Annotated in this window: 24 protein-coding genes; 17 read left to right on the forward strand and 7 right to left on the reverse strand. The window is 64.0% G+C overall.

The window, feature by feature from the left end; translation table 11 throughout:
- The first annotated feature begins 900 nt into the window (after window positions 1-900).
- From AB4136_RS17170 to AB4136_RS17205, 8 genes are all read left to right on the forward strand, one after another.
- Window positions 901-2,400: a DegQ family serine endoprotease gene (locus AB4136_RS17170; RefSeq protein WP_024924787.1), complete on the forward strand. Its 1,500-nt coding sequence runs from the start codon at window positions 901-903 to the stop codon at window positions 2,398-2,400.
- A 38-nt stretch (window positions 2,401-2,438) separates the two neighbouring features.
- On the forward strand, window positions 2,439-3,749 hold the full coding sequence (locus AB4136_RS17175; RefSeq protein WP_137900476.1) for a replication-associated recombination protein A: 1,311 nt from the start codon (window positions 2,439-2,441) through the stop codon (window positions 3,747-3,749).
- 212 nt (window positions 3,750-3,961) lie between these two features.
- Window positions 3,962-4,789, forward strand: a complete 828-nt coding sequence (locus tag AB4136_RS17180; RefSeq protein WP_024924789.1) for an aspartyl/asparaginyl beta-hydroxylase domain-containing protein — start codon at window positions 3,962-3,964, stop codon at window positions 4,787-4,789.
- A 28-nt stretch (window positions 4,790-4,817) separates the two neighbouring features.
- A complete protein-coding gene (gene crcB, locus AB4136_RS17185; protein WP_024924790.1) occupies window positions 4,818-5,198 on the forward strand; it encodes a fluoride efflux transporter CrcB in 381 nt (126 codons plus the stop codon).
- Window positions 5,199-5,334: 136 nt separating this feature from the next.
- A complete protein-coding gene (locus AB4136_RS17190) occupies window positions 5,335-6,318 on the forward strand; it encodes an RluA family pseudouridine synthase (RefSeq protein ID WP_024924791.1) in 984 nt (327 codons plus the stop codon).
- Window positions 6,319-6,419: 101 nt separating this feature from the next.
- Window positions 6,420-7,337 carry a DMT family transporter gene (locus tag AB4136_RS17195; RefSeq protein WP_024924792.1) on the forward strand — a complete coding sequence of 306 codons (918 nt, stop codon included), beginning with the start codon at window positions 6,420-6,422 and terminating at the stop codon, window positions 7,335-7,337.
- A gap of 14 nt (window positions 7,338-7,351) precedes the next feature.
- The gene (locus tag AB4136_RS17200; protein WP_024924793.1) at window positions 7,352-8,143 is read left to right on the forward strand and encodes an ATP12 family chaperone protein; all 792 of its coding nucleotides are present in this window, start codon (window positions 7,352-7,354) and stop codon (window positions 8,141-8,143) included.
- A 195-nt stretch (window positions 8,144-8,338) separates the two neighbouring features.
- The gene (locus AB4136_RS17205; protein ID WP_024924794.1) at window positions 8,339-10,225 is read left to right on the forward strand and encodes an MFS transporter; all 1,887 of its coding nucleotides are present in this window, start codon (window positions 8,339-8,341) and stop codon (window positions 10,223-10,225) included.
- Between the two features lie 106 nt (window positions 10,226-10,331).
- On the opposite strand, the gene AB4136_RS17210 is transcribed toward AB4136_RS17205, so the two are convergent.
- Window positions 10,332-11,363, reverse strand: a complete 1,032-nt coding sequence (locus AB4136_RS17210; RefSeq protein ID WP_024924795.1) for an LLM class flavin-dependent oxidoreductase — start codon at window positions 11,361-11,363, stop codon at window positions 10,332-10,334.
- Between the two features lie 97 nt (window positions 11,364-11,460).
- The gene (locus AB4136_RS17215; protein WP_137900477.1) at window positions 11,461-12,447 is read right to left on the reverse strand and encodes a LysR substrate-binding domain-containing protein; all 987 of its coding nucleotides are present in this window, start codon (window positions 12,445-12,447) and stop codon (window positions 11,461-11,463) included.
- Window positions 12,448-12,556: 109 nt separating this feature from the next.
- Between AB4136_RS17215 and AB4136_RS17220 the strand changes: the two genes are divergently transcribed.
- Window positions 12,557-12,682 (forward strand): hypothetical protein, encoded by a 126-nt coding sequence (locus tag AB4136_RS17220; protein ID WP_275040852.1) that lies wholly within the window; start codon window positions 12,557-12,559, stop codon window positions 12,680-12,682.
- Window positions 12,683-12,714: 32 nt separating this feature from the next.
- On the opposite strand, the gene soxR is transcribed toward AB4136_RS17220, so the two are convergent.
- A complete protein-coding gene (gene soxR / locus AB4136_RS17225; protein ID WP_024924797.1) occupies window positions 12,715-13,170 on the reverse strand; it encodes a redox-sensitive transcriptional activator SoxR in 456 nt (151 codons plus the stop codon).
- Window positions 13,171-13,280: 110 nt separating this feature from the next.
- Here soxR and AB4136_RS17230 point away from each other — a divergent pair, with 110 nt between their 5' ends.
- The 5 genes from AB4136_RS17230 to AB4136_RS17250 all read left to right on the forward strand — a co-directional run bounded on the left by AB4136_RS17230 (window position 13,281) and on the right by AB4136_RS17250 (window position 17,727).
- Window positions 13,281-13,853, forward strand: coding sequence for an AraC family ligand binding domain-containing protein (locus tag AB4136_RS17230; protein WP_081766906.1), 573 nt, complete (start codon window positions 13,281-13,283; stop codon window positions 13,851-13,853).
- 7 nt (window positions 13,854-13,860) lie between these two features.
- Window positions 13,861-14,085 (forward strand): hypothetical protein, encoded by a 225-nt coding sequence (locus AB4136_RS17235; protein WP_081766907.1) that lies wholly within the window; start codon window positions 13,861-13,863, stop codon window positions 14,083-14,085.
- Between the two features lie 75 nt (window positions 14,086-14,160).
- Window positions 14,161-14,562, forward strand: a complete 402-nt coding sequence (gene yidD, locus AB4136_RS17240) for a membrane protein insertion efficiency factor YidD (RefSeq protein ID WP_024924799.1) — start codon at window positions 14,161-14,163, stop codon at window positions 14,560-14,562.
- A 163-nt stretch (window positions 14,563-14,725) separates the two neighbouring features.
- The gene (gene thrS, locus AB4136_RS17245; RefSeq protein ID WP_024924800.1) at window positions 14,726-16,702 is read left to right on the forward strand and encodes a threonine--tRNA ligase; all 1,977 of its coding nucleotides are present in this window, start codon (window positions 14,726-14,728) and stop codon (window positions 16,700-16,702) included.
- Window positions 16,703-16,785: 83 nt separating this feature from the next.
- Complete coding sequence (locus AB4136_RS17250) at window positions 16,786-17,727, forward strand: lysophospholipid acyltransferase family protein (RefSeq protein ID WP_024924801.1); 942 nt, start codon at window positions 16,786-16,788, stop codon at window positions 17,725-17,727.
- 28 nt (window positions 17,728-17,755) lie between these two features.
- Here the strand turns inward: AB4136_RS17250 and AB4136_RS17255 are convergent, their stop codons facing one another.
- Window positions 17,756-18,718, reverse strand: a complete 963-nt coding sequence (locus AB4136_RS17255; protein ID WP_024924802.1) for a hypothetical protein — start codon at window positions 18,716-18,718, stop codon at window positions 17,756-17,758.
- 159 nt (window positions 18,719-18,877) lie between these two features.
- On the opposite strand from AB4136_RS17255, the gene AB4136_RS17260 reads away from it, so the two are divergent.
- Window positions 18,878-19,471, forward strand: a complete 594-nt coding sequence (locus AB4136_RS17260; RefSeq protein WP_024924803.1) for a nitroreductase family protein — start codon at window positions 18,878-18,880, stop codon at window positions 19,469-19,471.
- An 18-nt stretch (window positions 19,472-19,489) separates the two neighbouring features.
- Here AB4136_RS17260 and AB4136_RS17265 read toward each other — a convergent pair whose 3' ends face one another.
- Both AB4136_RS17265 and AB4136_RS17270 read right to left on the reverse strand, forming a co-directional pair.
- Entirely contained in the window at window positions 19,490-20,371 is an 882-nt protein-coding gene (locus AB4136_RS17265) for an HpcH/HpaI aldolase/citrate lyase family protein (RefSeq protein WP_137900478.1), read from the reverse strand.
- Window positions 20,372-20,824 carry a MaoC family dehydratase gene (locus AB4136_RS17270; protein WP_024924805.1) on the reverse strand — a complete coding sequence of 151 codons (453 nt, stop codon included), beginning with the start codon at window positions 20,822-20,824 and terminating at the stop codon, window positions 20,372-20,374.
- Between the two features lie 148 nt (window positions 20,825-20,972).
- Between AB4136_RS17270 and AB4136_RS17275 the strand changes: the two genes are divergently transcribed.
- Window positions 20,973-22,094 carry a DUF2336 domain-containing protein gene (locus AB4136_RS17275; protein ID WP_441931537.1) on the forward strand — a complete coding sequence of 374 codons (1,122 nt, stop codon included), beginning with the start codon at window positions 20,973-20,975 and terminating at the stop codon, window positions 22,092-22,094.
- 39 nt (window positions 22,095-22,133) lie between these two features.
- Window positions 22,134-22,970: an endo alpha-1,4 polygalactosaminidase gene (locus AB4136_RS17280; protein WP_024924807.1), complete on the forward strand. Its 837-nt coding sequence runs from the start codon at window positions 22,134-22,136 to the stop codon at window positions 22,968-22,970.
- Window positions 22,971-23,042: 72 nt separating this feature from the next.
- Here the strand turns inward: AB4136_RS17280 and AB4136_RS17285 are convergent, their stop codons facing one another.
- Window positions 23,043-25,103, reverse strand: coding sequence for an FUSC family protein (locus tag AB4136_RS17285; RefSeq protein ID WP_024924808.1), 2,061 nt, complete (start codon window positions 25,101-25,103; stop codon window positions 23,043-23,045).
- Window positions 25,104-25,126 lie beyond the last annotated feature (23 nt).

Consider the following 25,126-nt stretch of genomic DNA (forward strand, 5'->3'; position numbering starts at 1 on the left):
GGCACACGCCACAATCGGCCCATCGCCCTCACGGGAACCTGGTGCGCACCGGGTATCAGGGAGGGCGCCGGTGCCGGACTGGCAGCGCTAACGGTGGCGGTGTCTGGTGACGAGCCCTAAGTCCGGGCCCTGGAAAAACCCGGCCGCCGAAAATGGCGGCTTTGAGGCCCGAAGTCTGCCGTCAACAGTGACGTGCGAGGTCGGTCCGGGGCAAGAACACTGGCGGGGCGCCCGGAAGGCGCCAGCATTAGAATAGCGTGAGGCACCGACCCGGCGCCCCGCTTCCCACCTCCCGCAAGGGAGTGTTTTTTGACAATGGCCAGGGCGGATTTCCGCAGCGTGGCGATGAAGAAGTGTATCAACGCTACTATGCGTCGACGCGACTGTACCGCCGCCGTCATTCCGGCCGAGCGCAGCGAGAGCCGGAACCCATTGGCCGCAACATCGTCGAGCACGGCCCGGTCCTCGTCCTGAACCGTTCACGCAGCCGGACCGGCGCCGCGTGTTTCACGGCTGTCCGCGCGAACCCAGGTCCCGGCCGCGCTGCTCAATGGGTTCCGGGTCGGCGCTCGGCTTCGCCTCGCTGGCCCGGAATGACGAACGCTTGAGAAGCCGCCCCGTCACATCCCTCTGAAGGCCTGAAACAGGATGAAGGCGGCAACCACGCCGTCATTCCGGCCGAGCATAGCGAGAGCCGGAACCCATTGGCCGCACCGTCGTCGAGCACGGCCCGGTCCTCGTCCTGAACAGTCCGTATTGCCTGGACTGACGCGCTGAAATGGCGCCGTCAAAAAACAGCGCGTCGCGCCAACCATCGACAAATTTGGCAATTGTCGCTACGGCCTTTCAAATTGCACATTCCTCGCGACAATGGCGCGGAACTTGTTCGGAGGATTCGGTATGCGTTCTAAGCGGCTGTCTCTCATTCTGTTTTGCGCCTTTGTGGCGCTGACGGCCAATTTTGTCGCCGGTCGCGCGGTGGCGCAGGAAGCCACGCCGCCGGCCACCAAGAACGAGCCCGGCCTGTCCGACGTGCTGACCGACCTTCTCCATGGCGTCGAGGGCAACAACACCGCTGGCCCGGACAAGCGCGTGCCGTTCGGCCGCGAGGAAGTGCAGCTGTCCTTCGCGCCGCTGGTCAAGCAGACCGCGCCCGCCGTGGTCAATGTCTATGCCTCGCAGACCGCCAAGGTGACGTCGCCGTTCGACGGCGATCCCTTCTTCGAGGAGTTCTTCGGCCGCTCGATGCCGCGCGCGCAGTCGTCGCTGGGCTCCGGCGTGCTGGTCGACCCGACCGGCGTCATCGTCACCAACTACCACGTCATCAAGGGCGCCGACGAGGTCAAGGTGGCGCTGGCCGACGGGCGCGAATTCACCTCCAAGGTGATGCTCAAGGACGAATCGCTCGATCTCGCCGTGCTCAAGATCGAGGGCGACAAGCCGTTCCCGGTCATCGCCATCGGCGATTCCGACGCGCTCGAGGTCGGCGATCTGGTGCTGGCCATCGGCAACCCGTTCGGCGTTGGCCAGACCACCACCTCCGGCATCGTCTCCGCGCTTGCCCGCAGCCATATCGGCATTTCGGATTCCGGCTATTTCATCCAGACGGACGCCGCCATCAATCCCGGCAATTCCGGCGGCGCGTTGATCAACATGGGCGGCCAGCTGGTCGGCATCAACACCGCCATCTACAGCCGCAGCGGCGGCTCGATCGGCATCGGCTTCGCCATTCCCGCCAACATGGTGCGCGCCTTCGCCGAGGCCGCCAAGTCCGGCAGCGATTTCTTCGAGCGGCCCTATATCGGCGCCGAGTTCGAGGCGGTGACGCCGCAGATCGCCGAATCGCTCGGCATGCAGAAGGCGACCGGCGCTCTGGTTTCCTCCGTCGCCGACGGCGGCCCGGCCGCCAAGGCCGGCCTGAAGCCGGGCGATGTCGTACAGACGCTGAACGGCACCGTGGTCGAAGGCATCGAGGCGCTGGATTACCGCATGGCGACGCTGTCGATCGGCTCGAACGCCACCTTCGGCGTGCTCACCAAGGGCCAGCAGCAGCAGATCGCCATCGCGCTCGAACGCGCGCCCGAAGGCCTGAAGACCGCCGAGCTGATGTTGCGTGGCCGCAGCCCCTTCGCCGGCGCGCGGGTGGCCGATCTGTCGCCGCGGCTGGCGCAGCGTCTCGGCATCCGCACCGACGTCAAGGGCGTAGCTGTGGTCGATATCGAGCGCACCTCGCCGGCGGCGGATTTCGGCTTCCAGCCGGGCGACATCGTGCGCGAGGTCAACGGCGTCACCATCGACAGCGCCAAGAAGCTGGAAGAAGCAGCGCTGCAGAACACGCGCTGGTGGCGTTTCACCGTCGAGCGCGGCGGCCAGACGCTGCGCCAGGTGTTGCGTTACTGAGTGTTGCGTTCCTGACCCCAGCACTGTGAAATGGCCCCATGGCCGATCTGTTCGGAACCGCTGAACCGCAAAAGGCGCCGCCGGGCCGGCCATTGGCCGACCGGCTGCGGCCGCGATCGCTTGCCGAAGTCGTCGGTCAGGAACAGCTGACCGGGCCCGACGGCGCCCTCTCGCGCATGATCGCCTCCGGCACGCTGGGCTCGATGATCTTCTGGGGCCCGCCCGGCACCGGCAAGACCACGGTGGCGAGGCTCCTGGCCGGCGAGACCAGCCTTGCCTTCGAACAGATATCGGCGATCTTCTCCGGCGTAGCCGACCTGAAGAAGGTGTTCGAGACGGCGCGCCTGCGCCGCACCAACGGCCGCCAGACATTGCTGTTCGTCGACGAGATCCATCGCTTCAACCGCGCCCAGCAGGACAGTTTTCTGCCCGTGATGGAAGACGGCACCGTCATCCTGGTCGGCGCCACCACGGAAAACCCGTCCTTCGAGCTCAACGCCGCTCTGTTGTCGCGTTCGCGCGTGCTGGTGTTCCAATCGCTCGGGGAAGACAGCATTGCCAGGCTACTCGACCGCGCCGAGCAGACGGAAGGCAAGCCACTGCCGCTCGACGAAGAGGCGAGGTTGACCCTGGTGCGCATGGCTGACGGCGACGGTCGCGCCGCGCTGACGCTCGCCGAGGAAGTCTGGCGGGCCGCGAAGCCGGGCGAAATCTTCGATCCCACCGGCCTGCAGGAGGTGGTGCAGCGCCGCGCCCCGATCTACGACAAGGGACAGGACGGCCACTACAATCTGATCTCTGCCCTGCACAAATCCGTGCGCGGCTCCGATCCAGACGCCGCGCTCTATTATCTGGCGCGCATGTTCGACGCCGGCGAGGACCCGCTCTATCTCGGCCGTCGGCTGGTGCGCATGGCGGTGGAAGACATCGGCCTGGCCGACCCGCAGGCGCTGGTCGTCGCCAATGCCGCCAAGGATGCCTACGATTATCTCGGCTCGCCCGAGGGTGAACTGGCGTTTGCGCAGGCCTGCGTCTATCTGGCCACCGCGCCGAAATCGAACGCCGTCTACAACGCCTTCAAGGCGGCGACCCGCGCCGCCAAGGAGAACGGCTCGCTGTTACCGCCTAAGCATATCCTCAACGCGCCGACCAAGCTGATGAAGGAAGAGAGTTACGGCGCCGGCTATCGTTACGACCACGACGAGCCGGACGCCTTTTCCGGCCAGGATTATTTCCCCGAAAAGATGGGCCGCCAGACCTTCTACGACCCGCCCGAACGCGGCTTCGAGCGCGAGATCAGGAAACGGCTGGAATACTGGTCGAAGCTGAGGAAGGAGCGCGGCGGCTAGGGCCGGTTTCTCGGCATCAGCCCATATTGCTGGTGTCTTCCAAAATAATGACCTTTTTACTCCGCTTTATGTCCTCGTTCACAGGAACTGACCCGGCGTCCGTCTTGTGCGCAATCGTGAATAAGCTTATGCAGCCGACACTGGGGTAAATGCGTCGCTGCCGAGGGCGCGGCGAACTCTCAAAAAGGGTGGCGCCCGGCGCCAGGCTCGATATGACCAAAGATCAACGCAAGGCAATCCGCAAAGCCGCCATCGCCGTGGTGATTTTGGGGGTCGGCTTCTATTTCATTCCCATCATCACGCTGATCTGGCTCGTCTGCGGCCTTATCGACGTGCTGCGCAACAAGAAGAAAGACCAGCGGCTGTTCAGCCTCTATTTCACCGGCAACGGCATGTTCACCTGGCTGCTGTCGCCGTTCAACCTGCTGGTCGACCTGATTTCCTACAAGAACTGGGGCGTGTGGAAGCTGGAGCAGTTTCCGGCCGATTATCAGCGCGAAGTCAACGAGGTGCTCGACGTTTTCAAGGAGCGCCGCAACGAGATCATCGCTGACATCGACGCCAATTTCGGCACCGGCCGGCGCGGCATGTATGTCTACCAGTGGTACGGCAAGCACAAGATCGACAACGTTCCGGAGTTCAACAAGGACTTCAAATATGTGAAGACCATCGCCGTTTCGGTGTTCTCGGGACGGGAATCGACCTCCTGGCATTTCGGGCCGCTGCGGCTCTCCTTGCGCGTGCTGTACAACCTGATCCCGGTCAACGCCGAGATCTTCGTCGAATGCCAGGATGCCAGGAACTACTGGCACGACAATCCGATGTACATCTTCGACGACACGCTGCTGCACCGCTCGGTCAACGAGTATGACGGCCGCCGCTACTGCGTGTTCATGGACGTCATCCGCCCGTCCCCGGTGCCGGGCGTGGTTGCGGCGCTGCTGAAGATTGTTTCGATGAGCGTCGAGCGCATCAACTCCATGTTCTACAAGAACTGGAAGATGATCTCGTCCAACAAGGGCAAGAAGGCCGAGGCGTAAATCGCGACCGGCGACACGGAAGAGGGCGATGCTTCATCTTCTCCTCGTGGCGGTTGGCGGCGCGATCGGCGCCGGCATCCGCCATCTCTTCAATCTTGGCGCGCTCAGGCTTGTCGGCCCCAATTTTCCCTGGGGCACGATGGTCATCAACATCATCGGCTCCTTCGTCATGGGGGCCTTCATCGCCACGCTGTCGCGCCGCTACGGCGGCGCTTCCTCGGAATTGCGCCTGTTCGTCGCCACCGGCATCCTCGGCGGCTTCACCACCTTCTCCGCCTTTTCGCTGGATTTCGCCACGCTGTGGGAGCGCGGTGCGGCGTTGACGGCGCTGGGTTATGCGCTGGCCAGTGTCGTTGGCGCGATTCTGGCGCTGTTCCTCGGGCTTTGGCTCGTAAGAACGCTGCCTTAGAGCGCCGCGCGTCCAATTGGACGCGCAAAGGACGCTCTAACATGTTGAATCTGCTGCATCGGCCCGAAAATCGATTCCGATTTTCGGGCCGATGCAGTAGTGCTATTGGCGCGCTTCGAAGAATAAAGGCGGACCCATGGCAGGCGTCGAACAGATCACGGTGGAAGCCGGCGAAACAGGCATGCGCCTCGATCGCTGGTTCAAGAGCCACTATCCCGGATTGAGCTTTGTGCAGTTGCAAAAGCTGCTGCGCTCCGGCCAGGTGCGCGTCAACGGCGCCCGCGCCAAGACCGACACCCGCGTCGAGCCGGGGCAGGTGATCCGCATTCCGCCGCTGGATGTCGACAAGAAGGGTGGCGCCGACCAGCTCACCGGCTACTCGATCCGCAATCAGGACGATGCGGACGTACTCAAGAAAATGCTGCTGCACGAAGACGACAAGGTCTTCGTCTTCAACAAGCCGGCGGGTCTTGCCGTGCAGGGCGGTTCCGGCGTGACCCGCAATGTCGACGACATGCTGGAGGCCTGGCGCAACAAGAAGGGCGAGAAGCCGCGCCTGGTGCATCGGCTGGACCGTGATACGTCCGGCGTACTGGTCATTGCGCGCACGCGGCTCGCTGCCATGAAGCTGTCGGAAGCTTTTCGCGCCCGCGAGACCAAGAAGACCTATTGGGCGCTGGTGAAGGGCGTGCCGCCGAAGCGCGAGGACAAGATCTCGACCTGGCTGGTCAAGGAACCGACACCCGACGGCGACCGTGTCCGCGTCGCCAAGCATGGCGAGAAGGGCGCCGACCACGCGGTCTCTTATTACCGGGTGGTCGAGCAGGCGGCGCAATCATTGTCCTGGCTTGAGATGGAGCCTTACACCGGCCGCACCCATCAGCTGCGCGTGCACGCCGCCCATATCGGCTGTCCCATCATCGGCGATCCGAAATATTTCGAAGCCGATACCAATTGGGATTTCCCAGGCGGCATGCAAAACCGCCTGCATCTGCACGCCCGCCGCATCGTCATCCCGCATCCCGACAAGGGCTTCGTCGACGTGACCGCGCCGATGCCGCCGCATATGCGCCAGAGCTGGAACCTGCTCGGCTTTGACGAGGCAAGCGCCGAGGACTAACCGTAGGGCGGTGAACCACCGCTCCGCTTGCCTTGGATCATGCCGCGAGCACCCACGTCCTGTAGGGAACTGGCTGATTGAAGCCGGCGCGGAGGATGGGAATGAGCACTGCGAGCCATAGTCTGGACCGCCGCGACGCCATCGACACCGCCGCGGTGGTTTTCATGCTGGCGCTGACCTTCTCCTGGGGGCTGAACGGCGTCGCTGCCAAGCTCACCAACACCGGCTACAACCCGATCTTCCTGAACGTGGCGCGCTCGGCGATTGCCTGCGTGCTGGTTTTCCTGTGGTGCCGCTTCCGTGGCATCCGGCTGTTCGAGAAGGACGGCACGTTGTGGGGCGGCATCCTGGCCGGCCTGCTGTTCGGCGCCGAGTTCTGCCTCGTTTTCGTGGCGCTGGAATACACGACGGTGGCGCGGAACTCCTTGCTGGTCAACACAATGCCGTTCTGGGTGCTGGTCGGCGCGCATTTCTGGCTGGGCGAGCGCATGACCCTGCAGAAATTGCTCGGCCTCGCGCTGGCCTTCTGCGGGGTGGTGGTGATCTTTTCCGACCGGCTGGGCGCCGCCGGCCCTTCGACCATGACCGGCGATCTGCTCAGCCTCGCGGCGGGGCTGTTCTGGGCACTGACCACGCTGGTTATCAAGCGCTCGAAGCTGCAGACGGCCGGCGCCGAGAAGGTTCTGCTCTATCAGCTCGTGGTTTCCGCGTTGATGGCGATCCCGCTGGTGCCGCTGGCCGGCCCGGCGCTGCGCGACGTGACGCCGCTGGCCACCGGCGCGCTGCTGTTCCAGGCCGTTTATGTCGTTGCCATCACCTATATCGTCTGGTTCTGGCTGATGCGGCGTTATCCAGCGGCGGGGCTGTCGAGTTTCACCTTCCTGTCGCCTGCATTCAGTGTCATATGCGGCTGGCTGATCCTCGGCGAACCGCTGACCTGGAAGATCTTTCTGGCGCTCGGCCTGATCGGCGCGGGACTGAGCATCGTCAACCGGCCAAGGCGGCTGAAGACGACGTAGAAGATGGATAGGCAATGCGCGACATTCTGAGCGATCTCGAGGCTGGCAAACAGCTTTCCGACCCGGACCCGGTGCGCCGCGCCCAGATCCAGATGAAGACGCCGCTGCCGAAGCGCTTCTACACCGCCGCCTCGGTCGTGCCGGTCGAGAATGCATTCGCCGTCCATCTCGACGGCAAGTCGGTGCGCACGCCAGGCAAGGCATTGCTGGCGCTGCCGACCGAAAAGGCGGCGGCACTCGTTGCGGCGGAGTTCGAGGCACAGGCCGAGACGATCGATCCGGTGACGATGCCGGTGCTGCGGCTGGTCAACACCGCCATCGACGGCGTTGCCTCCGACCCGCAGGCGGTGCTGGAAGATGTTCTGCGCTTCGCCTCGTCCGATCTGCTGTGCTACCGCGCCGACAGCCCGCAGGGCCTGGTCGACCGCCAGAACGTGCATTGGGACCCGGTGATCGACTGGGCGCGTTCATCGCTCGGCGCCCGCTTCGAACTGGCCGAAGGCGTCATCCATGTCGAACAGCCGCGGGAATCGATCGCTGTCCTCGGTGCCCATCTTGCCCGCCGCAACGACCCGTTCCGGCTGGCAGCCATCCACGTCATGACCTCGATCACCGGATCGGCGCTGCTGGCGCTGGCGGTCGATGCCGGCGAATTGACCGGCGAGACGGCATGGACGGCAGGCCACGTCGACGAGGACTGGCAGATCGAGCATTGGGGCCAGGATTCGGAAGCGGTCGCGCGCCGCGCCTTCCGCCATCGCGACATGATGGCGGCGGTGGCCTTGCTTGAAGCGCTGGGCGGATAGCACGTTCCGCCTGTTCCTTGCGGGGCAGGGCAGCGCCAGCCGCGCATATTAGACCAAAGTCATAATCCCAATTGCTCGGTCCTCAGGACAGGCGCTTTCTGTCAGATTCCGTGCCGATAGCCGGTTTGAGTCCGTATCCGGAGGAGGGTGCGGGCGTCGATCCCCCGGCATCGAGGGCATTTGGGAGGAACACTCATGGCAATGGCACAGACCGCCGGCAGGACAGGCCGCGGCATGACGCGGGAGGAGAAGAAGGTCATCTTCGCCTCGTCGCTCGGCACCGTCTTCGAATGGTACGATTTCTATCTCTACGGATCGCTGGCCGCCTTCATCGGCGCCACCTTCTTCACGCAATATCCGGAAGCGACCCGCAACATCTTCGCGCTGCTGGCGTTTGCCGCCGGCTTCCTGGTGCGCCCGTTCGGCGCGCTGGTCTTCGGCCGCATCGGCGACCTCGTCGGCCGCAAATACACCTTCCTGGTCACCATCCTCATCATGGGCCTGTCGACTTTCCTGGTCGGTATTCTCCCTGGAGCGGCAACATGGGGCATCGCGGCGCCTGTCATCCTGATCGCACTGCGCATGCTGCAAGGCCTGGCGCTCGGCGGTGAATATGGCGGTGCCGCGACTTATGTCGCCGAGCACGCGCCCGACGATCGTCGTGGCTACTACACCTCGTGGATCCAGACCACGGCGACGCTTGGCCTGTTCCTGTCGCTGATCGTCATCCTGATCGTGCAGAGCTGGCTCGGCAAGGAAGCCTTCGCCGCTTGGGGCTGGCGCGTTCCGTTCATCCTGTCCTTCGTCCTGCTCGGCATTTCGGTGTGGATCCGGCTTTCGCTGTCGGAATCGCCGACCTTCCAGCGCATGAAGGAAGAGGGCAAGGGCTCCAAGGCGCCGCTGTCGGAAGCCTTCGGCCAGTGGAAGAACGCCAAGATCGCGCTTCTCGCTTTGTTCGGCCTCACCGCCGGCCAGGCCGTTGTCTGGTATTCCGGCCAGTTCTACGCACTGTTCTTCCTGCAGAACGTGCTCAAGGTCGACGCCTACTCGGTCAACATCATGATCGCTATCGCGCTGGCGCTGGGCTCCATCTTCTTCGTCGTGTTCGGCTGGCTGTCCGACAAGATCGGCCGCAAGCCGATCATCATGGCTGGCCTGGCGCTCGCCATCGTCACCTACTTCCCGCTGTTCAAGGCGTTGACCTGGGCCGCCAATCCGGCGCTGGCCACCGCACAGCAGAACACACGGGCGACGGTGACCGCCGCTCCGGGCGACTGCAAGTTCCAGTTCAACCCGGTGGGCACGGCAAAGTTCACGACATCCTGCGACATCGCAACCTCGTTCCTTACCAAGAACTCGGTTCCGTATGACGTCGTGACCACGGCCGCACCGGGCACCGCGGCCACGGTCAAGATCGGCAAGGAGACGGTCGAATCCTACGACGCCGTCGCCGCCGGCGATCAGGCCAAGGCCAAGGACGGCGCCTTCTCGAAGGCGGTGAACATCGCCCTGCACGACGGCGGCTATCCGCTGGTGCGTGCCGCCGCCAAGGTGGCGGACCAGAAGCTGGACGCCTTCGTGACGGCCAATCCGGAGCTGAAGCTCGACGCTGCCGCCATTCGCGGCGGCGAGAAGACCGCCGTTCCGGCCGCCCAGGCGGTGAAGGACAAGCTGATCACGCAGGAAGAGGCCGGCAGTGCCGCTGACGTCACCGTCTACAGCGTTCCTGCCGCCGGCGCCTTCTCGATGGTGGCTGACCCCGCAGCCGTGAACTGGCCGATGGTCATCGGCATCCTGTTCATCCTCGTCCTCTATGTGACGATGGTGTACGGGCCGATCGCGGCGATCCTGGTCGAGATGTTCCCGACCCGCATCCGCTACACCGGCATGTCGCTGCCTTATCACATCGGCAATGGCTGGTTCGGCGGTCTGCTTCCGGCAACCGTGTTCGCGCTCAGTGCGGCCAAGGGCGATATCTATTACGGCCTCTGGTACCCGATCGTGTTCGCGGCCATGTCGCTCATCATCGGCACGCTCTTCGTCAAGGATACGCTGGGCACCGATCTGAACGCCAAGGATTGAGCATTCGCTTCGTCAAAAGAAAGCCCGGCGCGGGAAACCGCGCCGGGCTTTCTGCTTGAATCGGACTGTCAGCCTGCTTGCCTATGAGGCTGAAATCACGGACTTCTTACGCGATGAGATCGCGCACCATCGGTATGACCTTCGAGCCGTAAAGTTCGATGGAGTGCATCATCTTCTCGTGCGGCAGCGGGCCGGACGAATATTTCATCTGGAAGCGCGAAGCCCCCAGTCCCTTCACGGTCGCCGCTATCTTGCGCGCCACCGTTTCGGGCGAGCCGACATAAAGCGAACCGAGATCGGCCTCCGAATTGAAGGAGGCCCGTGAGGTCGGCGGCCAGCCGCGTTCGCCGCCGATGCGGTCGTGCATCTTCTTGTAATGCGGCCAAAGCTCCTCGCGCGCCTGTTCGTCGGTATCGGCGACATAGCCCGGCGAATGCACGCCGATTGGCTGCTTTGCGCCGCCAAGCTGGTCGAGCGCCTGGTGATAGAGATCGACATAAGGCCGGAAGCGCTGCGGGTTGCCGCCGATGATGGCCAGCATCAAGGGCAGGTTGTAACGCGCTGCACGCACGACGGATTCCGGGCTGCCGCCGACGCCGATCCATGTCTTCAGCGTGCCGGTCTCGATCGGCGGATAGACGGACTGGTCCTTGAGCGGCGGCCGGATCGAACCCTGCCAGCTGACCGGCTCGCCCTTCAGGAGCGCCGCGAACAGGTCGAGCTTTTCGGTGAACAGCGTTTCATAGTCGCTGAGCTGGAAACCGAACAGCGGGAAGGATTCGGTGAAGGAGCCACGCCCGAGGATGACTTCGGCGCGGCCGTTGGACAGCGCATCCACGGTGGAAAACCGCTGGAAGACCCGGATCGGATCATCGGAACTCAGCACCGTCACCGCCGAGCCCAGCTTGATGCGGTTCGTGCGCGTGGCGATGCCGGCCAATACGGTCTCGGGCGTGGAAACGGCGAAGTCGTTGCGGTGGTGCTCGCCGACGCCGATGAAATCGATGCCGAGCTGATCGGCCAGCACGGCCTCATCGACGACATTGCGGATGACCTCGGCCTGCGGCAGCAGAGCGCCGTCGTCGTCAGCGGTGACGTCGCCAAACGTATCCAGCCCGAATTCGACGGTGTTCGACATGGAAACCTCTATTTCTGGTTGCCGGATAGGGGATCCGGTGGAGGGCGGGTGATGTTCGCTTCGGCAAGACGCACCATCGGCGCGGAGCGGCGAACGATCAATTCAAAGGTTCAGATAGGCGAGTGGAGGGAATATGCCCACTTGCGGCGCCGAGTACGGACCGTTCACCCTTGGTTAACGACAGCGCCGCCACGCTTGCCGCGAACTCCGCCCGTATCCAGTCCGCGAAGATGCGGGCCGGTTCGCTGAGCTTCGACAGATTGCGGGCGACGAGGAAATAACCGCCGGAATTGAGTTCGGTGGCGAATGGCCTGATCAGCGTGCCGGCGGCCAGTTCGTCCTGCATGTAGAGAAGGTCGACCAAAGCGACGCCATGGCCGAGCAAGGCCGCCTGCTTGGACAGCGCCATGTCGGCATACATCGGACCCGGAGCCCGCACGTCTGCCTCCTCTTCGCCGGCCAGGCGAAACCAGTTCTTCCAGTGTTCGCGGCTTTCCTCGTGCAAAAGCGTGAAGCGGCGCAGGTCGCCCGGCTTTTCGATCGGCGCACCGTTTGCCAGCAGAACCGGCGCCACCACCGGCGTCTCATAGGCGTAGGCGAGGCGTTCCGCTTCGCTGTTTGCCCAACTGGTGTTGTGGAAGGAGAACCGCAACGCCAGCTCGGCCTGCTCGGCGCGGAATTCGATCAGCCGAGGGTCGACGTCCAGCACCACATCGATGTCCGGATTGGCGCGCCGGAAGCGGTCCAGCCGCGGGATCAGCCAGCAGGAGGCCAGCGAGGCGTCGGAGCTCACCCTGGCCGTCTTGGTCTGGCAGCGTGCGGCGATATCGGCCAGCATTCTCTCGATGCCGTCGAAACTGGCGGTCAACTGCGTGAGCAGGGCCTTGCCCGTCTCGGTCAGCACCACCTTGCGGTGCAGGCGCTCGAACAGCGGGGTCGACAGCGTGGTTTCCAGTTCGCGGATTTGGCGGCTGATTGCCGCCTGCGAAACGTGCAGTTCCTCGGCGGCGCGGCTGAAGCTCGTGTGACGGCCGGCGACCTCGAAGGATCGCAGGGCGGTGAGGGGCAGGCGGCTGCGCTTCATTCGCATAACCTCAGGTTATTCGAAGGCAGAAATATACTCGTTTGAACATAAGCGCCAGCAGGCGTTGATTCCGGTCATGAAACCGATTTGCCAGACCGGAGTGATTGTGATGTCACAGATCATCCAGGCGCTTCTCGATGCGCTGACGCTCGCCACTTTTCAGAACTTGAAGCACCGGCCGGACGACAAGGACACCTATGTGCGCAGGCGTCCGCAGCGCCACGACAGGCTGTAGGCGCATGATTGGCCGGCATGGCGGCGATAGAGCTATCCGTTGTCCGACGACCGATCGCCGATCCAGTATCTGGGGCCGGGGCCGAGGGCTCCGGCCTTGTCATGCGGGTTCACCAGCCGGCATCGTTCGAGTGAGAGACAGCCGCAACTGATGCATTCGGCGAGACCGGTCTTCAGCCGCTGCAACTCGGCGATGCGCTCGTCGATCCGCGCCGACCACGGGCCGGATAACAGTGACCAGTCGCCTCCCTTCGGCACATGGTCGGTCGGCAGCTTGTCCAGTTCGTCATGGATTTCCGCCAGCGACATACCGAGCCGCTGCGCGAAGACGATGAAGGCGAGGCGGCGCAAGGTGGCGCGCGTGAAGCGGCGGTGGCCCTTGCCGATGCGTTCGGAGGCGATCAGGCCGCGCTCCTCGTAATAACGAAGCGCCGATGCCGCCACGCCGCTGCGGCGCGACAACTGGTTGATGGTGAGTGTCGGTTCCATCCCAACTTTGTCCCACATTTTTCGCTTGACCTCAAGTTGACTTGAACTTGTAGCACGTCGATCGAGCCGCAAATGATCGATTTAACGGCGCCGCAAGAAGGAAAACTCCCGTGGACAAGCAGGTTCCCAACACGCCCGACATCCAGAAATTCGTCGCCGATCGGGCGCGGGACTGGATGGAATGGTCCGGCACGAAGCTGGTCGACGTGCTCAACGAGGACGATGTGCCGCTCTCCAAGCTTGGCGCGATCGGCTTCGTGCGGGCACCCAAGGGCGCAACCAGCGACTTCGAGTTCGCATATGACGAGGTGCTGATCGTCACCAGAGGCCGCTGCACCGTCGCCAGCCGCGGCGAATGGCAGACTGCAGGCCCGGGCGAAGTGCTTTATCTGCCCGCCGGCACGCCCGGCTCGTTCAACGCCATCGAGGATGTGGAACTGGTCTATGTCGCCTCGTCACCCTATGGCGAGGTCAATCGGCCATCAAGGCGGTGCTGCTCGAGGCGGCTCGACCCGAGGCTGCTCAGTGAGTGCGGAGTTAGCCATGTCGCGACGCATCGTGCAGATCTCGTCCTTCGATATCCTGCCGGGCAAGCTCGAGCAGTTCAAGGACGCTATTCGCAAGGCGGTCGCCTTCGCCGAGGCGAACGGACCGCAACTCGTCGTCGAGACCTTTGTCGATGACGAGGCCATGCGCGCCCACAGCTTGCAGATCATGCCGAGTTCGGAAGCCATCCTGGAGCATTGGCGCATAGCCGATCCGCACATCCGCGATGTCATGGAAAGCTGCGTCATGCGCCGGCTCGACGTCTATGGCCAGCCGAGCGAGGAGGTGATACTCGGCCTGCTGTCCTTGATCGAACAAGGCGTGCCGGTCACCATCACGCCAGGTTTTGTCGGGTTCCGGCGCGGTTGATACCGGTGTAGCCGTTGCGAAACGCGCTGCGTCGGGCCATCTACAGCGGATGATTGGGCGAGCGCGATACCGGCGATGAACAACGACGCTGACGGGCATGGCCGCGAATGCGGGCATCAGCACGGCGAGGTTGGTGCGTCCACACCACGCGGCCGCAACTGGGCCGGGCCCTGGCGCCGGACGCCGGGCAGGCTGGCGGGCACCGCCCTGGTGCGGTTCTACCAACTGACCTTGTCCGGTTTCGTCGGCAATTCATGCCGGCACATGCCGACCTGTTCGGAATACGCCTATGAGGCGATCGCCCGCCATGGCCTGTGGGCCGGCGGCTGGATGGGGCTGTTCAGGGTCATGCGCTGCGGCCCCGGCGGCACGCATGGCATCGACAACGTGCCGGTCAAGCTCGCGCCGGATCTCCACTGGTGGGCGTTCTGGCGCTTTTGGCGTGTCGGCAAGCGGCACGCCGGCGAGCAGGGCTGAAGCGTCCCTGCGACAGCAGGGGCCATTTCATTGCCGCAAGCGCCAATCGCCAACACTCCGGCTTTACGACGCCGCTATCTGCCCCTAAAAGACCGCTCGCCGCCGGACGTTTCCGGCAATCAACCACCCGCGTTCGTTTGCGGGACTGGATAGGAGAAGAACGTTGCTGAATTCCGTTTCCCTGACATTTCCTGATGGTTCCGTCCGCGAATACGACGCGGCGATGACCGGTGCAGGCCTGGCCGAGTCGATCTCGAAGTCGCTCGCCAAGAAGGCCGTGGCCTACAGCGTCGATGGCCAGTTGTGTGATCTTTCCGATCCGCTCGGCAAGTCCGGCAAGGTCGAGATCGTCACCCGCGACGACCCGCGCGCGCTGGAATTGATCCGCCACGACACCGCCCATGTGCTGGCAGAGGCCGTGCAGGAATTGTGGCCGGGCACCCAGGTCACCATCGGTCCCGTCATCGACAACGGCTTCTACTACGATTTCGCGCGCAACGAGCCCTTCACGCCTGAGGACTTTCCGACGATCGAGAAGAAGATGCGCGAGATCATCGCGCGCAACAGGCCCTTCACCAAGGAAGTCTGGTCGCGCGACCGTGCCAAGAAGGTATTCCGCGACAAGGGCGAGAGCTACAAGCTCGAGCTGATCGATGCGATCCCCGAGGACCAGGACCTCAAGATTTATGCCCAGGGCGAGTGGTTTGACCTGTGCCGCGGTCCACATATGGCCTCGACCGGCCAGATCGGCAGCGCCTTCAAGCTGATGAAGGTTGCCGGCGCTTATTGGCGCGGCGACGCCAACAACCCGATGCTGACGCGCATCTACGGCACCGCCTGGGCAGACCAGGCGCAGCTCGACGCCTACATCCACATGCTGGAGGAGGCGGAAAAGCGCGACCATCGCAAGCTCGGTCGCGAGATGGACCTGTTCCATTTCCAGGAGGAAGGCCCCGGCGTCGTCTTCTGGCACGCCAAGGGCTGGAAGATGTTCCAGAACCTGGTTTCTTACATGCGCCGTCGGCTGGGCGAACAGGGCTATCAGGAAGTCAACGCTCCGCAGGTGCTCGACAAGAGCCTGTGGGAGACTTCCGGGCACTGGGGTTGGTATCGCGATGCCATGTTCAAGGTGACGGTGGCCGGCGACGACACCGACGACGACCGTGTTTTCGCGCTGAAGCCGATGAACTGCCCGGGTCACGTGCAGATTTTCAAGCACGGGCTGAAATCCTACCGCGATCTGCCTGTAAAGCTTGCTGAATTCGGCAATGTGCATCGCTACGAGCCGTCGGGCGCACTGCACGGGCTGATGCGCGTGCGCGGCTTCACGCAGGACGACGCCCATATCTTCTGCACCGAGGAGCAACTCGCCGCCGAGTGCCTGCGCATCAACGACCTGATCCTGTCGACCTATGCCGATTTCGGCTTCGATGAGATCAGCGTGAAGCTGTCGACCCGTCCCGACAAGCGGGTCGGTTCCGACGAGGCGTGGGATCACGCCGAGGAGATCATGTCGAAGGTGCTGGCGACGATCCAGCAGCGATCCGGCAATCGCATCAAGACGTCGATCAATCCGGGCGAGGGCGCGTTCTACGGGCCGAAGTTCGAATATGTGTTGAAGGACGCGATCGGCCGCGAATGGCAGTGCGGCACCACGCAGGTCGACTTCAACCTGCCGGAGCGCTTCGGCGCTTTCTACATCGGCTCGGACTCCGAGAAGAAGCAGCCGGTCATGGTGCATCGCGCCATCTGCGGCTCGATGGAACGCTTCCTCGGCATCCTGATCGAGAACTATTCGGGCCATTTCCCGCTCTGGTTCGCGCCGTTGCAGGTGGTGGTGGCGACGATCACCTCCGAAGCCGATGCCTATGCCGAAAAGGTGGTGGAACGGCTCAAGGCGGCCGGGCTGTCGGCCGAGGCCGATCTGCGCAACGAGAAGATCAACTACAAGGTTCGCGAGCATTCGCTGGCCAAGGTTCCGGTCATTCTCGTCTGCGGCAAGCGCGAGGCGGAAGAAGAGACCGTCAACGTGCGCCGCCTGGGCTCACGCGACCAGCAGTCGCTGACGCTGGCCGAGGCGGTGACCGCGCTAGCGGACGAGGCGACGCCTCCCGACCTGAAACGCAAGAAGCTCGCCTGACTCAATAGCTTCCAGCGAACGGCGGTGGGGATCCACCGCCGTTTTCACATCGGCGTCACGCAAGACGATTAAATGACAGGCCTATGATGAAGTTCAGATCGCGCGAAAGACCCTTTCCGGAACTGTCTTACGCCAATGCCGGACAGCCGGTTTTCACGCGCTGGTTCATCCGCTCGGTCGAAGGCCTGTCGGGGCGCGATCGTTTCGCAGCACTCTACGATCTTTGGCGCCGCAACATCGTGCCGACCGGAGACCGCGTCTTCGGCCGAATGCTCGACCTGATCGACGTGGGCATGCGCTGCGCCGACCAATGGCCACCGGTCGACCTTCCCGATGCTCCATTGGTTATCGTCGCCAACCACCCCTACGGCATCGGCGACGGCATTGCTGTCCTGTCGCTGGCCGAGAAGCTCGGACGGCCATTTCGCGTCATGATCCACAAGGATCTGTTGCGGATCCGCGAAATGGAGCCTTATTCGCTCCCCGTCGATTTTTCGGAGACCAAGGAGGCGGTGAAAGCCAACATGGCCGTGCGCCACGAAGCGATGCGGCTCCTGAAGGAAGGGGTGACCATCGTCATCTTCCCGGCTGGCGGCGTCGCGACTGCTCCCAAAGGATTTGGCCGCGCTCAGGACCTGCCGTGGAAGATGTTTCCGGCACGGCTCGTGCAAGAAGCCAAGGCGGCGGTCATTCCGATGCATTTTTCCGGGCAGAACGGGCGGCTTTTTCATCTCGTCAGCCGGCCGATGAACCTGGCCGAGCGCGAGGGGCGGTTGGCGCGTCTCGTCGGAAAGGCTTCTCTGACGCTCAGGATATCGCTGCTGATCCGCGAATTCGCGCGCCTGTCGGGTCGCGCGATCGAGGTTCGTATCGGCAAGACGTTGCCGCCCGAGGAATTCGAGCCGCTGCGCGATCGCAAGATCCTGCTGGCCAGGCTCCATCGCGCGGTCTTCGATCTGGCACCTTCGCAGCCGGAGCGACGCGCCAAGTTCCTGCCGCGCCGGTTCCGTCGCGCGGCAGCCTGAGGTCACGCTGAAATCACGATTGCCGGGATCAGTCGGCGCCTTCGGCAGGGTCGACGGCCGACGCCTCCGACGCCACGACCTCGACTTCGCCGTTCTTGCCGGCGTCGACGGTGAGGTCTTTCTGGTAGATGCGGTCGCGGTTCTTGGCGATGATGGTGTAGTTGCCTTCGGCCAGCACCATGGGTGCGAAGGCGCCGACGGCTTCCTTGATCGAATCGCCCGATTCGTTGAGCACCGACCATGACGTGTCGGCCAGCGCCTCGCCGCCGGGCTCACGCACCAGCTTCAAGGTGATCTCGGCCGCCCGGTGTTCGACCGTGGCTTCCGTCAGCTTGCCCGCCTCGACCCGGATGTCGGAGCGGATGACGGCATTGATCGAACCATAGTTGGAAACGACGTGGTAGACGCCGGCATTGAGCCGCACCACCGAATTCGGCTGCACGTTGCGGATGATCAGCGCCTTCTCGTCGTCCTTGCCCGAGCGGCTCTCATAGATCGAGAAGCGCAGCTTGTCGGAAGGGATACGGATGCCGCCGGCAAGCGTGGCATCGAGTTTGAGCCCGCCGGCATCGAGCACGAGGTTTTCGCGTTTGGGTTCGCGCCCGACCGTGATGCGCTTGGTGGCGCCGGCGCGGCCGTAGGAAGCGTGCACCAGATAGCTGCCGGGTTCCAGTTGGAAGGCCGCCGTCCCACCACGCGCAGAGGCGACCAGCGGCAGCTTGCCGTCAGTGCCGGGCTCGGGCTTGAAGACGCGCCAGACCAGGCCGCGCGTGATGTCTTCGCCCTTGTCGGTCAGTTGCGCGCTGAGCTGGATATCGCCTTCGCCGCGCGCAAGTTGGCCCTCGCCACGCGGTGCCGCATAGGTCGACATGCCGGGCAATTTGAGCTTGTCGAGCGCGTCGGCGTCCTTGGCATGGGCGGTCGCCGCCAGCGCCACGCAAAGCGTGGCCCCCAGCGCGGTCGGCAAAAGACGACGAAGCCCGAAGAACATGCCTTGCGTTGAAGCCCAAGGCGGTGGCAATTTCAAGGCTGAAGAGTCTCCGGTCGACCGGATATCGCTCTTTTGCGGCGCCGCCGGCGCCGTCGCCAAAGCTGCCGATATGCCGATCGCGCGCTTCAGCCCACAACCGAATCCAGGAGCACAGCGCCCGTGAAGCAGCCGATCCTCGACTACCTGTTGACCAGAAACTCCGCTCCCATCCCTGAACTGAAGGCGCCGGCGCCCTCGGATGCCGAAATCGCCACCATCATCGCCGCCGCCTCTCGCGTCCCGGACCATGGCAAACTGGAGCCGTGGCGCTTCATCCTCTATCGCGGTGAAACCAGGGTCGAGGTTGGCAAGCAGCTTGCCGCGCTGGCGGAAAGCCGGGAAGGGCCATTGAGCGATGTGCGGCGCGATCAGGAGCTCGCGCGGTTCTCGCGCGCGCCGCTGGTGATCGGCATCGTCTCCGTGCCCAAGGCGCACCCCAAGATCCCGGAATGGGAAAAATTCCTGTCCGGCGGCATGGCCGCGATGAACCTGATGATGGCCGCCAATGCGCTCGGCTACGGCACCAACATGATCAGCAACTGGTATTCCGATGTCCCCGAGGGCCGGGCGCTGCTCGGTCTGGCGCCCGACGAGCGGGTCATCGGCTTCGTGCATATCGGTACCTTCGCCGGCACCGCGCCGGAGCGCCCGCGACCCGATCCGGCCAAGCTCTATGCGGATTACGCCGGTCCGTGGAAGCCGACCGCCGGCTGATGCCGGGGAGGGGCGTCGCTAGACCGCGACGCCAGCGGCTTTGGCCCGCGCCAGCAGGCGTTCGGCCAGCCGCAGATGCGGCCGGTCGTACATCTTGCCGTCGATGCCGACCACGCCTGGATCGCCGGCCGCGGCAAAGGCGGCGATGATCGCCGCGGACCGTTCGACCGCCTCGCGCGACGGGGTGAAGGCCTTGTTGATGACCGGCACCTGGGCGGGATGGATGGCCATCTTGGCTGTGAAGCCGTCACGTTCGGCTTCCACGCATTCGGCCTCGAACGCGGCCATGTCGCTGAAATTGGGAAACACCGTGTCCACGGCGGCCACTTCGGCTGAGGATGCCGCCAAAAGCGTCAGCGCGCGCGCCAGCCGGAAGACATCGGTGTAGTGGCCGTTGCCGTCGCGCGCCTGGCGGGCGCCGATCGCCGCCGAAAGGTCTTCCGCGCCCCAGGTCAGCCCGGACAGCCGGCTGCCGGTGCCGGCATAGGTCGACGCGGCAAGCACGCCCGCGGCCGTCTCGGTGATGATTGGCAGGATGCGGATGGCCCCGTCGGGCAGGCCGAAGCGCGCTTCATGGACGCGCAGCTTGGCCGACAAGTGCTGGACATCCTGCCCGCTATTCGATTTCGGCAACATAATGCCGTCGGGCTGCGCGCCGACCAGCGCCGCCAGGTCGTCGTCGATCAGTCCCGACGTCAGATCGTTGACCCGTACATAGATGGCCGCTTTCGTAGCAGCGCGATGCTCGGCGATGAAGCTTGAGGCTACCGCGCGCGCCGCGGCCTTGTTCTGCGGCGCCACCGAATCCTCGAGATCGACGATGACGACGTCCGCTTGAGATGCGAATCCCTTCTCCAGCTTGCGCTCGGAATCGCCTGGAACGAACAGCAGGGAGCGCATTCAGGCCGGCCTTTTCAGCATCATCGCCTGCCGGATGCATTTGGCGACCAGCACATTGCTCTGGTTGTAGGCGCGGTGCTCGAACTCGACGATGCCGCGATCGGGCTTCGATTTCGATTCGCGAACCGAGACCACCGTCGTTTCGACGCGGATCGTGTCGCCGTGAAAGACGGGATGCGGAAAGATGGTTTCCTTCATGCCGAGATTGGCCACCGTGGTGCCGACGGTAAGGTCGTTGACGGCAATCCCGATCATCAGGCCGAGCGTGAACAGCGAGTTGACCAGCGGCCGGCCCCATTCGGTCTTGGACGCGAAGTCGAAGTCGATGTGCAACGGCTGCGGATTGAGCGTCATCACCGAAAACAGCATGTTGTCGCTTTCGGTCACGGTCTTGCGCAGCGTGTGCTGGAAAACCCGGTCGACGGTGAATTCCTCCAGATAGAGCCCGGCCATGTCGATCCTCCGTTTCCTGCTTGATAGGCTTAGCCAACAGCCCCCGCAAGCTGGTTAAGAATTATGGTGAACGCTTCGTAAACCATTTCTGCCTAACGTCTTTTCAGGGTTGCCGGATGGGGTCCGGTGCGAGTGCAAGTGGGTGGATATGGTTGTTTCTCATTTCCTCAAATGGGTTGCCACGGCGAAGGTCTCCGAGCGCGCCGCGGCCGCGAGTGCGCTGGCCCGTGCCTATGTCAACCGCGACCTGCCGTTCGAGGATCGTTGCGCCGCCGAGGCGGCACTGACATTCCTGCTCGACGATGCCTCGTCCAAGGTGCGGGCCGCGATGGCCGAGGCGCTGTCGATGAGCCATCATGCGCCGATCCAGATCATCGCGGCACTGGCCTCCGACCAGCCCGAAGTGGCCGCGGTGGTTCTGGCCCGCTCGCCATTGCTGACCGACGCCGACCTGATCGATCGTGTCGCCGCCGGCCAGAAGGCGACGCAGAAGCTCATTGCCGACCGGCCCTCCGTCTCCATGACCGTTGCTGCCGCGATCGCCGAGATCGGCGAAGCCGAGGCGTGCTTGACGCTTCTTGCGAACCACGGCGCCGTTATCGCCTCGATGAGCTACAGGCGCATCGCCGAGCGGCACGGCCATCTGCCGGCGCTTCGCGAGGCGCTGATCGCCCACGAGACCTTGCCCGCGGACTGCCGCCACATGCTGCTCGTCAAGCTGGGCGAGGCGCTCCGGKGGGCTCCGCTGGTGCTTGCCTTGATGGGAACGGCGCGGGCCGAACGCGTCATGCGCGATGCCTGCATCAAGGCCTCCGTCACCCTTATTGACGGCACCCAGGCAGTCGAACACCGCGCATTGGTCGAGCATCTGCGGCTGCGAGGCGATTTGACGGCCTCATTCATCATTCGCACCGTCGCTCACGGCAAGGTCGACTTCTTCGGCGCCGCGCTGGTGGCGCTCACCGGACAATCGGAGCAGCGGGTGAGCGCGCTTCTGGCCGGCGGCAACGACGTTGCGCTGCTAGCGCTGTTTGCGTCCGCCGGTCTTTCCAAGGCAACGCATGGCATCATCCTGCAGGCACTCAAGATCTGGCGCGAGGTTGCCAATGGCAAGCGCGTCGCCGGCGTACAGGAAGTCAGCTGGCTGATGCTGAAGGAGTTGGGTGGGCAGGGCGCCGAGGGCGACTTGGCCGCGCTGGTGAAGTCGATCCACCTCGATGCGCTGCGTCAGAACGCGCGCGGTCATGCATTGGCCATCGCCGCCGCCTAATCTTGGCTGACAGGCATCGGCTATGGATGACGCGGGACCATGCATCGACCGAATTGGATTTTTGTCACTGCAACGCTGATCCTGTGCTCTGGAACGGCAAGCTCGGCGGAAGAACTGTCCGGAGCCGCTCAGGCATTCAAGCCGCTTCCCTCCGACGCCATGGCAGACTACCAGCTTGGCGGAGCCTATGACCCTCCCGCCGGGACAAATGTCGTCGTGCGCGACAGCACCGCTACGCCGGCCCGAGGTCTGTACAACATATGCTATGTCAATGGTTTCCAGACACAGCCCGGTGTCGCGTGGCCGCTCGACCTTCTGGTCAAGAACAGCAAGGGTAAACCGCTTGTCGATCCGGAATGGCCGGATGAACATCTTCTCGACATCTCTTCGGAGAAGCGCCGAGCCGCTATCCTGGAGCGCCTTGCCGTCACCATTTCCGGTTGCGCGCGCGCAGGGTTCAATGCCGTCGAGTTCGACAATCTGGATTCCTTCACAAGGTCGAACGGTGCGCTCAAACACGAAGATGCGGTCGCATTCGCAACATTGCTGGTGAGTGCCGCTCATGGGCACGGACTGGCGGCTGGACAAAAGAATGCACCACAGCTTTCCGACCGGGAGCGGAAGCAGATAGGGTTCGATTTCTCGGTTTCCGAGGAATGCCACCGCTACGACGAATGCGCCGGGTACACACGATATTACGGCGAGCAGGTCATCAACATTGAATATGTCGATGATCTTCGCGGGCGTTTTGCCGACATCTGCGCGGCCCCGACCACGCCACGCGATACCGTTCTTCGCGATCGCGAACTCAAACCCGCACAGCGCAAGGGTTACCGTTACGATCACTGCGTCAAGCATCGGCCTGCCCGGCAATAGCCGGTGCTGGAAATCGCTCCGGCCTGGTAACACGCTCGCTAGAACGTGGCTCGTGCGGAACAGGTCCTGATCCTAGTCCTTGCGGAAGAAGTCGGGATAATCCTCGACGGCCGCCGCGATCACCCGCAGCGATGCCGCAATCCGCAGCGCCTCCGCGCCGCCGGCGGCTGCGATATCGGCGGCATCCTTGCGCATCGCGGCTATGCCGGTCTTCCAGGATTCGCGTGGCGCGCGCACCAGAAGGTCGCGCGCCAACTGTCGCAGCGACTCGGCGATGGAAACCGTCAGCGCCGGTGGAAGCGTGCCGGCCGCCTGTTCTGCGCGCAGGCGCAGCACTTCCAGCCCGACCGTCACCGAGGCGATGCTGCCTTCGAACAGCCCTTCATATTTGCGGCCTGCCTGCTGCGCCAACGGCATCAGCTGGTTGACGCGGTCATAAGCAAGGCTTTCGAAAGCCGAGCGGCGCGGAACGCGCTCATGCAGGCAGAGACGCACCAGATCCTCGCGCATGGCACCAGCGATGCGATTGACGGTGACCCTGGGGTCGACCGGCAGCACGACCAGAAAGACGCCGATGGCGATCAGCATGCCGACCAGCGCCGCGACCGGACCGATGAAGAAGCCGGCCGGATCATAGGCCATGCCCTGATGCGGGCTGAGAAAGGCGAGGAAGTTGATCGCGAAGGCCGTGGCGACGCCGACAAGGCGCGGATTGGCCATGGCTAGGGCGGCAGGAACCAGAACCGGTACGACGAACAGCGCGAACCAGCCGAAACCGGGCAGAAGCGGCAAGGCAAGCTGGCCGATGAGGAAGGCGAAGGGCAAGGCGAGCAGCGAGCCCTTGAAGAAACCCCAGGCGACCTGCGCGGGGGCGGGCCGGGACGCGAACAGGCTGGAGACGACGGCGACGAGGATGACCGTGCCCGCCGCCTCCGACCATCGCGTCGCCAGCCAAAAGGCGGCGACGAGCATAGTGGCGACCGTTGCGCGGATGGCGTTGCGCCAGGCTGCGTGGTGGTCGCGATGCACCACCAGCGCCGGCTGTCGGCGCTCGCGCATCGCCCTTTCGGTTTTCGGACGGCGCAGTGCGTCCAGTCCGCGCAGTGTCTCCCGCAACGACTGCGCGAATTCACCGGCGACGGTCAGGCGCGTGACGGTGCCGACCGGGTCCTCGCCTTCGCCGGCGAGACCGTCGGGAATGCGACGCGCTTCGCTGGCGATCGCATCGAGCCTTTCGATCCAGGGCTTCGTATCGCCAAGCGCATGCGGCGTGCTGGACAGTTCGGAAACCAGTGCCTTCAGCTGGCTGCGCACGGGCAGAAGGGCGGCATTTTGCGGCGCGGCGTGGCTGTGCAGCATGCGCGCGGCCGACAGCGCCGACAGAAGATGGCCAATGGTGCGGCGCACCGGATGAGCGCGCGTGGCGAGGCTCGGCGCTTCCAGCCGCGCATAGGCCCGCATCTCTCCCAATGTCTGGGTGTCGGCGATCAGCTTGCGGTAGGTGGCGTCGAGTTTGGCCGGATCGGCGCCGGAAAAGGCGCCCTCGGTATAGGCCGCGAGATCAAGGATGCTGCGCTGTAGCCGGGCGTTGATCGCGGAGCCGGCGAGCTTGGGCAGGATGAGCCGGCTTGTTATGGCGGCGCAGACGATGCCTAGCACGATTTCGATGCAGCGAGCGGAGGCGAGTTCGGTGACGAGATGCGGCTGGCCGAAGGCAGGCAGGCCGATGATCATCGCCGTATAGCCGGCAAGTGCGGCTCCATAGGCCTCAGGATTGCGCAGCAGCGACGAGACGAGCGTGCAGAGCCCGATCCACAGCGACAGCACGGCCACGAACAGCCAGGGACTGCCGCCGAACAGCCAGGTGACGCCGATGGCGGCAGCCGCGCCGACGATCGTGCCGACCAGCCGGTAGAACCCTTTTGCCAGCACCATGCCGGCAACGGGCTGGGCGACGATGAACACCGTCATCATCGCCCATTGCGGATGTTCGAGCTTGAGTGCGTAGGCGGCGAACAGTGCGATCAGTGCGGCCGTTGTCGTCCGCAGCGCGAAGATCCAGTCGGAACGGGTCGGCTGAAGCGATCCGGCGAAGGTCGCATCGACCCGTTCCTTAAGCGTCGCCCAATTCACGGCTTCATCTCCGGGCCAGGGCG

This window comes from Mesorhizobium sp. 2RAF21 (assembly GCF_052115345.1).
Classification (GTDB): Bacteria; Pseudomonadota; Alphaproteobacteria; order Rhizobiales; family Rhizobiaceae; genus Mesorhizobium; species Mesorhizobium terrae.